The organism is Methylopila jiangsuensis (assembly GCF_027922305.1).
In the GTDB taxonomy this organism is placed as follows: domain Bacteria; phylum Pseudomonadota; class Alphaproteobacteria; order Rhizobiales; family Methylopilaceae; genus Methylopila; species Methylopila jiangsuensis.
In genome coordinates, this window is the sequence record NZ_BSFK01000005.1 from 909144 (window position 1) to 921440 (window position 12297).

Sequence of the window (12297 nt, forward strand, 5' to 3'; positions counted from 1 at the left end):
CCTCAGCCCCGGCGCGTCATCTCACGCCGGCGCGCCAGGCGGCGGGGGTCTTGCCGGTCGCGGACTTGAACACGCGGGTGAAGTGCGGCTGGTCGGCGAAGCCGGCCGCGAAGGCCACCTCGGTGAGCGAGATCGAGCTGCGGCTCAGCATGTCCTTGGCCCGCCGCACCTGCGCCTGAAGCTGCCACCGGTGCGGCGGCGTGCCGGTGGCGGCCTTGAAGGCGTGGCTGAAGTAGCTCTCCGTCAGGCCGGTCAGCTCGGCGAGCTCCTGCAGGCGGATGCTGCGGGCGCAGTGCGCCTCGATGAAATCCACCGACAGGGACAGCTGCCGGTCGGAGAGCAGGCTGCGCCGGGCGCCCGCGTCGCCGCCGTTGAGCGCCGCGGAGATCAGCGCGATCACCAGGTCGTCGCCGTACAGGCCCGGTCCCCCGCCGGGGCGCGCGCAGGCCGCCTCCAGCAGGCGCGCCATGCGCTGCACGCGCTCGTCCACGAACATCAGGCGCGGCAGGCTGACGGCGACGTCCTTCATGCCCGCGACCGGGCCGATGCGGCTGGCGTCGAAATGAAGGTCGAGATGCCGGATCTCCGTCGCGCCTTCCACCGTCAGGCGCACCGGCTCGCCGGCGGGCACGAAGCTCACGGACCGGTCCCGGGTCGCGGCGGCCCCGCCGTCGCGGCCGGTCAGCGCCATGTCCGCGTCGAGCGGCTCCAGAACGATGAACAGCCGGGGGTCGAGCGAGACGTAGTCCCCCGTGGCGCCCGGCTCGCAACGCGCGCGCCACACCTCCACCAGCCCCACATCGGACACATGCGCGCTGGGCTCGCCCACCACCGCGACTCCGTGCCGCTGCGCGGTCATCCGTGGCCGGAACTCCCCCAAACCGGGCCTCTCCTTGTTCTTCACGCGCGTCGCGGCTGATGCATGGCGAACACAGTCTTCGCGCTCGGCGTCGTAAAGCCAAATTCATTCAAGACCGCGCCTCGTCCCGAACTTTTAGTGGCCAAACGAAGGCGGTCAAGACTCAACGGATTAGCTTTGATTGTATTAATTCTAATCTAGAGAGTTCTGCCTGCGCTTGACGCGATTAGGGCGAGTGAGACCTCAAGTGATCTACAAGTCGGGACTGAACGCGGCCCTGCTGGCCGGAGTGGCGCTTGCCGTGATCGTGCAGGCCGATCGCGCTGCGGCGCAGCAAGCCGGCGTCACGCAGCTGGAGGCGATCGAGGTCGAAGGCCGCGGCTCGTCCAGCACGGGCGCGAGCGCGGGCGACGGCGTCGCCCCGGTGCAGGGCTGGGCGCCGGTGGCGACCACCACTGGCGCGAAGACCGACACCGCGCTGAAGCTCGTGCCGCAGTCGATCGGCGTGGTCGGCCGCCAGCAGATGGACGATCTCGGCGCCCAGAAGGCCGACGAGGCGGTGCGCTATTCGGCTGGCGTGTTCGCCCAGCCCTTCGGCGAGGACAGCGACACCAACTGGTTCTACATCCGCGGCTTCGACGCCACCCAGACCGGCGTCTACCGCGACGGCATGCAGCTCTACAACTACGCCTTCGGCAACTTCTACCAGGACTCCTATCTTTTGGAGCGCGTCGAAGTGCTGCGCGGCGCCTCGTCCTCGCTTTACGGCGGCGGAAACGTTGGCGGCATCATCAATTACGTCAGCAAGCGCCCGCTCGACCATGACTTCAGCCAGATCGAGGTCGGCATCGACAACTACCCGACCGGTTACGGCGCGTTCGACATCAACCGGGTGGTTCCGAACGGCGTCGAGAGCAAGCTCGGCGCGCTGCCGCCGGTCTGGAAGTATCGCGTCACCGGAAAGCTCGAAGGCGGCGACGGCTATGCGAAGCACGAGGACGGCATCCGCGGCGTCATCCAGGGCGCCGCGACCTATTCGCCCGACGCCGGCACCGATTTCACCTTCTACGCCAATTACCAGCACGTCGATCAGAAGCACGGCGGCGGCGACTTCCTGCCCTATTACGGCAGCGTGAAGAATGCGACTTCCGTGGACGGCACGATCAATCTCGGCCGGATCGGGCGTCGGAGCAATTTCTCGGATCCGGATTTCGACCGCTACGACCGTCGGCAGGCCATGGTCGGCTACGACCTGAGGCACGACGTCAACGACACGTGGACGTTCAACTCGAAGGCGCGCTTCGCCTACGCCGACCTGAAGGAAGCTCTGGTCTATCCGTTTGGTTGGGGCTTCGCCGACAGGCCAAGCGCCGGCAACACCACGCTGTCGCCGATTCCGTTCAACCATGCCACCAAGGCTTACAGCTTCACCGCCGACAACAGCGTCGTCGGCAAATTTCAGACTGGCGGCCTAGACCACACCCTGCTGTTCGGCATCGATTACAAGTTCTACAGGATCGACGAAGTCCAGTCGTCGTTCGGCTCGCCTTATCTTGACGAAAAGACGACGCTGAATCAGGCTGGCGTCTATATTCAGGACCAGATCCGCTTCGGCGGCGGCTGGATCGCGACCCTCAACGGCCGCTATGATCGCGCCTGGCTCGACGGTGACTATGACCCGTTGCCTTTCGACACCGGCGCGGACGTCAGCTACAATAAGGGTCGCTTCAGCGGGCGCGCGGGTCTCGGCTACGAATTCGCCAACGGCCTTGTCCCTTACGTCAGCGTCGCAAGCGTGTTCAATCCGCTCGTCCAGACCAACAACATCCAGAACGCACGCGGCGTGACGATCGGCCGCGAGCCTTTCAAACCGGAAACCGGCATCCAGTATGAAGCCGGCGTTAAGTACGCCCCAACCTGGTTCAACGGACTGTTCACCGCTGCGGTGTTCGACCTCAAGAAGGAGAACGTCGTCTCCGGCGTGACTTCGGCCACTTCGGTTCAGACACAGCTCGGCGAGGTGCGCTCGCGCGGCGTGGAGTTCGAGGCGCAGGCGAACCTCACCGAAAACTGGAAGTTCATCGGCGCGTTCACGGCTTACGAGCTGAAGATCCTGAAGGGCGTTTCCACCACGGGGCAGGATCTGAAGGGCGAGCAGCCGTTCCTTGTTCCCGAAATCATTGGCTCGGCCTTCCTCGACTACACGTTCACGGCGGGGGCGCTGAAGGGCGTCAGCCTCGGCGGCGGCGTGCGCTATCTCGGCAAGTCGGAGGCCACCGAGCCGAACACCGTAAAGGTGCCCGACGCCACCCTGTTCGACGTCGCCGCGCGCTACGAATGGGACGCCTACAAGGTCAGCCTCAACGTGACGAACCTGTTCGACAAGCGCTACGTGTCCGGCTGCCAGGGCATCACGGTCTGCTCTTACGGCGAGGGCCGCAGGGCGCTGCTGAAGGCGAGCTATACGTGGTGATCCACGACCGGGCGGCGGGCGCCACAGCCCGCCGCAGGACTTCGGATATGTCGCGCCGCGGCCTCCTGATCGGGGCCGCGGCGTTCGGCGTGACGGGCGCCGGCGCCGCGCGCGCCCTCTCCCCCGCCCCGAGGGTCGCCGCCGTCGACTGGGCGATGCTCGAAACCACGCTGGCGCTGGGCGTGGTTCCCGTTGCGGCGACGGAGCTGATCCTGTTCCGCAAGGCGGCGGTGGAGCCGCCGGTCCCCGGTCAGGTGGCGGACCTCGGCCTGCGCGGGTCCATAAGCTACGAGCGCCTGCTGGCGGCGCGGCCGGACCTGATCCTGATCTCGCCCTGGTACGAGGCCCGGCGCGGCGCGCTGTCCCGGATCGCGCCGGTGGAGAGCTACGCCATCTACGGGCGGACGGAGCCGCCGTACGACGCCTCCGTTCGTGCGACGGCGCGGCTTGGAGCGCGGCTCGGCCGCCCGGACGCGGCGGCGCAGGCGATCGCGCGCGCGGAAGAGGCGCTCGACGCCGCCCGCGCCGCGCTGGCGCATCTCCGGGGACGGCAGGTTCTGGTGATGAACCTCGGCGACAGCCGGCATTTCCGCGCCTTCGGCGCCGACAGCCTGTTCGGCGACATGATCGGGCGTCTGGGGCTGAAGCCCGCATGGGCGGCGCCGACGCGTTTCGGCGCCTATCCGACCGTGGGCGTCGAGGCGCTGGCGGCCATGCCGGAGGCGATCGTGGTCAATGTGGGGCCGACGCCGCCGTCCGCGCTGGCCGGCGTGCGCGACAGCCCGCTCTGGCGCGCCCTGCCCCCGATCGCCGAAGGCCGCTTCGTCTCGCTTCCGCCGGTGAACCCCTACGGCGCGCTGCCGGCGGCGCAGCGTTTCGCACGGCTTCTGACCGACAGCCTCTCGGGCGTCGCCTGATGCCGGACGCCGCCGCGCGCCGCCTGCGGCCGCTTCTGCTCTGGACCGCGCTCGCCGGCCTCGCGGCGGCGCTGTCGCTCGGGCCGATCCTCTCCGGCTTCTCCGGCGGGCCGGTCGATCAGGCGTTCCTGCTCTACAGCGCACTGCCCCGCAGCGTGGTGGCGCTGCTGGCCGGGGCCGCGCTGGGGCTGTCCGGGGCGCTTTTGCAGCAGGCGCTCGACAACCCGCTGGCGGAGCCGTCCACGCTCGGCGTCTTCGCCGGGGCGCAGCTCGCGCTCGGGCTGACGGCGGCCTTCGCGCCGGAGCTCGGAAGCCTCGGCCGGGAGGGCGCGGCTTTTCTCGGCGGCGCGGCGGCTGCGGCGCTGGTGCTCGCGCTCGGCTGGCGGCGCAAGCTCGATCCGGTGACGGTGGTGCTGTGCGGCATGGTGGTGGCCATGGTGGCGAGCTCGCTCACCGCGGCGCTGATCCTCGCCCGCGGCGACTACCTGTTCGCGCTGCTGATCTGGGGCGGCGGAGCCCTGACCCAGGAGGGCTGGCGGCCGAGCGTCGCGATCGGCGTGGTCCTGCTGCTCGGCGCGCTGGCCTCCGCCGCGCTCGCCCGGCCGCTCGCCGTGCTGGTGGCGGGCGAGGCGAGCGCCCGCAGTCTCGGCGCCCCCGCCCCCGCGATCCGGATCGCGGCGCTCGGCGTGGGGGTGCTGCTCGCCACGACCGTCGCGGCCGAGATCGGCCTGATCGCCTTCGTGGGGCTGGCCGCGCCAACCCTCGCCCGCCTCGGCGGCGCCCGCGGCGCGCGTCAGGTGCTTGCCGCCGCGCCGGCCATCGGCGCCGTTCTGCTGTGGCTGGCGGACGGGCTGGCGCGGCAGATCGGCTCCGGCGAGGCGATCCCGACCGGAGCCGCCACCGCCGTCATCGGCGCGCCGCTGCTGCTGTGGCTGCTGCCGCGCCTGCGCCTCGCCGACCGGCCCGCGGCTGCGAAGCCGTCGCCGCGGCGGAACACGGCCCGCGTCCTCGCCGTGATGGCCGGCGTGGCCCTCGCGGCGCTGGCCGCGGGGCTGATGGTCGGCCGGGACCCGAGCGGCTGGACCCTCGTCAGCGGCGCCGCCTTCACCGAGCTGCTGCCGTTCCGCGCCCCGCGAACGCTCGCGGCGGCCTCCGCCGGGGCCATGCTCGCCGCCGCCGGCGTGATCCTGCAGCGTCTCACCGGAAACCCGCTCGCGGGGCCCGAGGTGCTCGGCGTCGGCGCGGGCGCGGGCGTCGGGCTCGCCGTGGTCTATCTCACCGGCGCAGGGGTCTCGCTCAGCCTCCAGACAGCGGGCTCCGCGCTCGGCGCGCTCGCCGCGCTCGTGATCCTGCTTGGCGTCTCAGGCCGGACGCTGGGGCCGGAACGCATGCTGCTCGCCGGCGCGGGCATCTCGGCGCTGTGCCTCGCGGGACTGAACGCGGTGATCGCCACGGGCTCGCTCTCCGCCTTCGCGCTGCTCGCCTGGATGTCCGGCGCGACCGACGCGGTCGGCCCGCGGGAGGCGATGGCGGCCTGCGCCGCCGCTGTGGCGCTGATCGCCCCGCTTGGCCTGACGCTGCGCTGGCTGGAGACGCTGCAGCTCGGCGCCGTCACCGCCCGCGCGCTCGGGCTGCGGGTGCGTGCGGCGAGCGCGGCGCTCGCGGGCCTCGCCTCGCTCCTCACAGCCGCCGCCGCCCTGATCGCGGGCCCCTTGAGCTTCGTCGGCCTGGTGGCGCCGCACCTCGCCCACGCCTCGGGCCTGACCCGCGCCGGCCCGCACCTCGCCGGCGCGGTTCTCGTCGGCGCCGCGCTGACCGCCATCGCCGACCTGCTGGCCCGCACGCTGATCGCGCCCTACCAGCTTCCGCTCGGCCTGTTCGCCTCGCTGCTCGGCGGCGTCTACCTCATGGTCCTCCTGCGGCGGCGGTGACGGGACGGGGATCCGCCGCCGGCCTCGCGGAGGATCAGTGCGCCTGCGCAGGCTTCGCCTTGCTGAAGCGGCGCACCAGCGGCGCCAGCGCGTAGCCCACCACGGGAATGGTCGCCGCACCGAGGATCAGTCCCAGCAGGCCGGAGCCCACCGCCGTCACCAGCCATTCCACCGCGCCGCCGATGGCGGGCGCGAGACGCCCGGCCGCCACCGCCGCGTCGTGGATGACATGCGCCGGCGCGGTCACGCCGTAGACCTCGAGCCCGTGCGCGATGATGCCGCCGCCGACCCAGAGCATGGCGGCGGTGCCGAGGATCGCGAGCCCCTTCAGGAACACCGGCATGCCGACCACGAGGCCCCGGCCGATCGCCCGGCCGAGACCACCGGCGCGCTCGCTCTTGGCCAGCGCGAGGCCCACGTCGTCCGCCTTCACGATCAGCGCCACGGCGCCGTAGACGCCGGCGGTGATGGCGACGCCGACGCCGATCAGGATCGCCGCCTGCATCCAGAAGTTCGCCTCGGGCACCACCGACAGCGTGATCGCCATGATCTCGGCGGAGAGGATGAAGTCGGTCTTGACGGCGCTCGCCACGCGCTGGTCCTCCAGCGCCTGCGGGTCCTGAGGCGCGCCGAGCGCCTGCTCGTGGTCGTGGGCCTTGTGCGGCGCGATGGCCTCATAGACCTTCTCGGCGCCCTCGTAGCAGAGGTAGAGGCCGCCCAGCATCAGCAGCGGATTGATCGCCCAGGGCGCGAAGGCGCTCAGCGCCAGCGCGATCGGCGTCAGGATCAGGATCTTGTTCTTCAGCGAGCCCCGCGCGATGCGCCACACGATGGGCAGTTCGCGCGACGCCGCGAAGCCGACGAGATAGCGCGGCGTCACCGCGGCGTCATCGATCACCACGCCCGCGGCCTTGGCGCCCGCCTTCGCGGCCTGTCCGGCCACATCGTCCAGAGAGGCGGCGGCCACCTTGGCGATGGCCGCCACGTCGTCCAGAAGCGCGATCAGCCCGATGCTCATGTGGTGGTCCCCCGTGCGCCGACGCCTTCGGCGATGGCCCCGTTATAGGGCGTCGGCGCGCGAAAGGAGACCGCCGGGACGTCAGGCCGCGGCCGCGGTCTCAGGCCTGGCCATGGCGAGCGCCTTCTCCCGCACGATGGCCGCGCGGTTCACCCACCCCCTGCCGAACGTCTTCCAATCGCTCAACCCGCGGTAGTGGGCGAGCTTGGCGGCATGGAAGGCTTCGATGAGCTTGTCGGGCGGAGCGGCTCCAACGGCGGCCAGCGTCGCCGGCCCGACCGAGCCGTCCGCCTCGGCGCCCGCCGCCTTCTGCAGCAGCCGTGCGGAGGCCGCGGGCCCGGCGTTGACGGCGAAGTCGAACGCCATCAGGTCCACGCCCGCAGGCAGGTCGTCGCAGCGCATCCGGTTCCAGTACAGCGCGCGGTAGATCTCCTTCGCCTGATCGGGCTTGAGCGCCTTGAGGTCCGCCACGCTGGCTCCGGCGGCGCCGCGCCATTCGGACAGCGTTCTGAGCGTGATCCCGAGGTTGGTCGGGCCGCCATTGTCCTCCGGGTGATCCGCGAAACCGCCCTCGCGATCGAGGACGAGGCTGACGCAGGCGTCGAAGCGGCTCGCCTTCGGCGCTCCGGCCAACGCCGCGGCGGCCGCGGGCGGCCGCGGCGACGCGGCGGCCGCCGCCACCACCTCCTTCACGAGCTCCTGGCTGGCGGCGACCGCCTGCGTGGCCTGCTTGGTCTGCTCGATCCGCTCCTGCGAGACCGCTTCGTCCTTGTTGCGGGAGCCCTGCGACGACCCCAGCCAAAAGCTCACCACCGTGGAGAAGGCCGCGATCAGCGCGCCGATGACCAGATTGATGATCTGATAGACGTCGCTGCTCTTGTCGATGCCGAGATATTTTCCAGCGCCGAGCAGCAGGAACAGCGTCACGAAAAACCCGATCGTGACGACATAGGAAATGTAGACGGGCGCTTTGGCGGCAGGCCCTCCGATCTGCGCGTACTGAACCATCTTCCCGCGCGCGTCCGCCACGTCCTTCAGTTGCGCTTCCAGCCGGTCGTTGGCCTCCTTGCGCAACGCCGCGTCCTTCGCATCCGCCGCGGCGCGCTCCGCAGCCTCGCGCTCATGGCGCGCCTGCTCCTGCTCGTTCGCGATCTCCGCGAGCCGGATCCGCAGCGTGGCGGCGAGCTGCGGATCCGCCTCGACCCGCGCCTTCGCGACCTCCGCCTCCGACGCGCCGGTCGTGTCGGCGACGGCGCGCGCCACCTCGCCCGCGGCGGCGCCGGCCGGATCGCCCGCGATGGTGCGCGCGATCGCCGGCAGCAGCGATGTGGCGAGCGCGATCAGCGGGTTGGCCGCGACCACGCTGCGCAGCGCCTGCCCGCCCACGTCGAGGGCGAACTCCAGCAGATTGACGCCGAGCTTCTTCGCCGTGATCTGGCCCACCTCGCCGTCCGTGACGACGCCCGCCGCCTGCTGGAACAGGGCGACGGCGTCCATGGTCTTCATCCCGAACACGCCGTCGATGGGGTCCTTGTAGAATCCCTTGTCGCGCAGCGCGGTCTGGATGCGCTTGACCACCTCCGCCCGCATGTTCGGCGCGTTCACCGCATAGATGACGGAAGGACCTGCGACCGGCGGGACCTCGGCCGGCGTTTCATAGTCGATCCACGGCACCAGCACGCCCGTGTCCCAGCGGCGCCCCGCGACGCTCCCCCGGGCGACGCCATGCTTGAGGTCCATGGCCTCGATGGTTCCGCCCTGTCCGTCGCTCAGGGCGATGTGGCCCATCTTGCCCGCCGCCGGCGGGTAGCGCAGCAGAAAGGCGCCTTTGGTCGCGGCCGCCTGCTCGACGGAAATGCGCTTGCCGCGCCGGGCGACGTCGTCGCGCCACGCGCCGGTGTAGGCGTTGGCGACGGCCGGAGCGACGGCGTTGTCGAGACAGCCGTAAAGCTGTCCGCTTTCCTGGAACACCAGCCAGGACGCGAACTCCGCGCAGTCCCACGGACCGCCGTAATCGGCGGCGTCCTTCGGAACGTCCACATTCTTGTACGCCTGCCCGAGATGCTTGCCCGCCCGATTCAGCAGCCCCGCGCCCGTGCCCATGCGCCCCTCCCCTCGTGTGGTGACAAGGGACGGTCGATTTGCAACTGCTAGTTGTCAATACGCATTCATACTACTCTTCAAGGCGCGCCTGCCCGTCAGCGCTCCCTACCCCGCCGCTTGGGAGCGCCGCGCCGACGAACGTTTCTCTGGACGTCATCAAATATAATTATTAGATTTCATTTATTATCTTATGTTGCTTATGGGCATCATACTTTTCCAATATTCCTTGCAAGCCTCAGGGAGAATTGCCGGACGCGCCGATGCCGGCCTAAAAATGGTCAACACGAGTCAAACTCGTGGCGGCATATGTCGGGGGAAACGCTTATGAGTCTTGGGATTGCGCGCGCCGCGTTGTTTGGCGTGTCTGGGCTGGCGATCGCTTTGGCGACAAACGCCTACGCGCAGGATGGCGCGACCGCGCTGCCCGAAATCGACGTCATCGGCACCACGCCGCTCGGCGGCGACGGGCTGGATCGGGATAAGTTCCCGGCCAACATCTCCACCATCTCCGGCGACCAGCTGCGCGCCTCTCATGAGCCGACCGTCCAGCGCGGCGTCGCCAACTCCACGCCCAGCGTCCACCTCACCGACGTCACCGGCAACCCGTTCAACCAGGACCTGTTCTTCCGCGGCTTCCAGTCGTCGCAGCAGAACGGCGCGCCCCAGGGCCTCGCCGTCTACCAGAACGGCGTGCGCATCAACGAGGCTTTCGGCGACACCGTCAATTACGAGCTGATCCCGAGCGTCGCCATCGACCGCGTCGACATCTGGACCAACAACCCGGTGTTCGGCCTGAACGCGCTGGGCGGAGCGCTCAGCTTCCAGACCAAGAGCGGCTTCACCTTCGACGGCGTCGAGATCGAGGGCCAGGTCGGCTCCTTCGGCCGCTACGAGGGCAGCGCCCAGTGGGGCAAGCAGGTCGGCAACTGGGCCGGCTATCTGGCGATCGAGGGCGCCAAGGACGGCGGCTGGCGCGACTTCTCGGACTCGAACTACAAGCGCGCCTTCGGCGACATCGGCTATCGCAACGAGAACGCCGAGATCCACCTCAACTTCTCCTACGCCGACTCCAAGCTCGGCGTGGTGGGCCCGACCCCGGTCGAGCTGCTGGATGAGCGCCGCCGCAACGTCTACACCGGCGACCAGATCAACGAAAACCAGATGGGCATGCTCAACCTGCAGGGCAAGTTCCAGGTCACCGACGCCTGGTCGCTGCAGGCCAACGCCTATTACCGCCGCTACACCTCCGATCGCGTGGACGGCAACGACACCGACATCCGCGCCTGCGAGGACGATCCCACCAAGCTGTGCCTCGAGGCGGACGACTTCGGCGCCGAGGAGGGCGATCCCCGCCTGATCGTGCGCGACCGCCGCACCGGCCTGCCCGTGATCAATCCCGGCTTCCCCGCGGACGAGGACGACTTCGTCGCCGGCAACACGCCGGGTTCGATCGAGCGCTCGGCCATCCGCACCACCAGCCTCGGCGGCACCCTGCAGGCCACCAACGACAGCGAGATCTTCGGCAGGAAGAACCACTTCGTCATCGGCGGCGCCTACGACTTCGGCAAGACCGATTTCCGGGGCTGGAGCGAGACCTGCTTCATGCCGAACAGTCTGCAATGCATCGGGACCGGCGACTTCTACTACACCACCATTCCGGGCGGCATTCTGCCGGTCGATCTGACCGCCAAGAACCACTATGTGGGCCTCTATGCGGTCAACACGCTCGACCTGACCGAGCAGCTCTCCGCCACCGTCGGCGCGCGCTGGAACTACGCCCGGCTCATCGTCAACGACAAGAGCCCGTACTCCCCCCAGGACGAGGACGGAAACCGGTTCGGCCCGAACCTGGACGGCAAGCACACCTTCCAGCGCTTCAACCCCATGGCCGGCCTGACCTACAAGTTCACGCCCGCCATCACCGGCTACGCCTCCTATTCGGAGTCGAACCGCGCGCCGACCGCGCTGGAGATCGGCTGCTCCAACCCCGACATCCCCTGCCCGCTGGAATCCACGCTGGTGTCCGATCCCCCGCTGGATCAGGTCGTCACCCGCACCGGCGAAGTGGGCCTGCGCGGCAAGATGGACCTCGCCGGCGGCGCGCTCACCTGGAGCGCCGGCCTCTATCAGGCCAACAACAAGGACGACATCCTCAACATTCCGAGCGTGATCACCGGCCGCGGCTATTTCGCCAACGTCGGCAAGACCCGCCGTCAGGGCGTGGAGCTTGCCGCCCAGTTCGTCACCGAGACCTGGGCCGTCTACGCCAACTACGCCTATGTGGACGCCACCTTCCGCAAGGCCATCAATCTCGCCTCCCCCAACAATCCGGCCTCCGCGGGCTATGGCGAGGACGACGACGACGATGGCGATGATGATGATCGTCGCGCTTCGGCGGCGGCCGCCGCCGCGCTGGCTGACGGCGAAATCCATGTGAAGAAGGGCGACCGGCTGACCGGCATCCCGGACCACCAGTTCAAGTTCGGCGCCGCCTACCGCGTCACCCCGAAATGGACGGTCGGCATGGACGCGACCGTGATGAGCGGCCAGTACTATCTCGGCGACGAGAGCAACCAGAACCGGAAGCTCGCCGGCTACGCGGTGTTCAACGTGAACACGTCCTACCAGGTCACCGAGGCGCTGCGCGTGTTCGGCGGCGTGAAGAACCTGTTCAACAAGAAGTACGCCACCAACGCCACCTTCTTCGAGACCGACGACATCAGCTTCCTCGAGCTGTCCGACCCGCGCACCATCACGCCCGCGCGCCCGCTCTCGCTCTATGTGGGCCTGAACCTGAAGTTCGGCGCCGACGCCGCTCCGGTGCTCGCCACCAAATACTGACCCGCCCCGCGCCACAGGCGGCGCGATCGAAGGCCGGCCTCCTCGCGGGGCCGGCCTTTTGCGTTCGAGCGCCTCGCCGGCGCCCGGCGCCGCCTCGCCCGATCGCGGCGCGAACGGTCGTCGCGCATGCGCCGCGTAGGTGTTTCCCCCCATTT

At 69.6% G+C, this 12297-nt stretch carries 7 protein-coding genes; 4 read left to right on the top strand and 3 right to left on the bottom strand.

Annotated features, from left to right (window positions below; all coding sequences use genetic code 11):
• Nucleotides 1-16: 16 nt before the first annotated feature.
• Nucleotides 17-859 carry a helix-turn-helix domain-containing protein gene (locus PKE85_RS05795; RefSeq protein ID WP_271203827.1) on the bottom strand — a complete coding sequence of 281 codons (843 nt, stop codon included), beginning with the start codon at nt 857-859 and terminating at the stop codon, nt 17-19.
• Nucleotides 860-1106: 247 nt separating this feature from the next.
• On the opposite strand from PKE85_RS05795, the gene PKE85_RS05800 reads away from it, so the two are divergent.
• From PKE85_RS05800 to fhuB, 3 genes are read left to right on the top strand one after another with little or no spacing between them, the layout of a single operon-like run.
• Nucleotides 1107-3332 (top strand): TonB-dependent siderophore receptor, encoded by a 2226-nt coding sequence (locus PKE85_RS05800; protein ID WP_271203828.1) that lies wholly within the window; start codon nt 1107-1109, stop codon nt 3330-3332.
• Between the two features lie 47 nt (nt 3333-3379).
• Nucleotides 3380-4249: an ABC transporter substrate-binding protein gene (locus PKE85_RS05805; protein WP_271203829.1), complete on the top strand. Its 870-nt coding sequence runs from the start codon at nt 3380-3382 to the stop codon at nt 4247-4249.
• Nucleotides 4249-6180, top strand: coding sequence for a Fe(3+)-hydroxamate ABC transporter permease FhuB (fhuB, locus tag PKE85_RS05810; RefSeq protein ID WP_271203830.1), 1932 nt, complete (start codon nt 4249-4251; stop codon nt 6178-6180). Before PKE85_RS05805 ends, fhuB begins: the two co-directional genes overlap by 1 nt.
• A 34-nt stretch (nt 6181-6214) precedes the next feature.
• Here fhuB and PKE85_RS05815 read toward each other — a convergent pair whose 3' ends face one another.
• Both PKE85_RS05815 and PKE85_RS05820 read right to left on the bottom strand, forming a co-directional pair.
• A complete protein-coding gene (locus tag PKE85_RS05815; RefSeq protein WP_271203831.1) occupies nt 6215-7198 on the bottom strand; it encodes a DUF808 domain-containing protein in 984 nt (327 codons plus the stop codon).
• A gap of 81 nt (nt 7199-7279) precedes the next feature.
• A complete protein-coding gene (locus tag PKE85_RS05820) occupies nt 7280-9301 on the bottom strand; it encodes a glycosyl hydrolase 108 family protein (protein ID WP_271203832.1) in 2022 nt (673 codons plus the stop codon).
• Nucleotides 9302-9625: 324 nt separating this feature from the next.
• Between PKE85_RS05820 and PKE85_RS05825 the strand changes: the two genes are divergently transcribed.
• Nucleotides 9626-12142 (top strand): TonB-dependent receptor, encoded by a 2517-nt coding sequence (locus PKE85_RS05825; RefSeq protein ID WP_271203833.1) that lies wholly within the window; start codon nt 9626-9628, stop codon nt 12140-12142.
• The last annotated feature ends 155 nt before the right edge of the window (nt 12143-12297 follow it).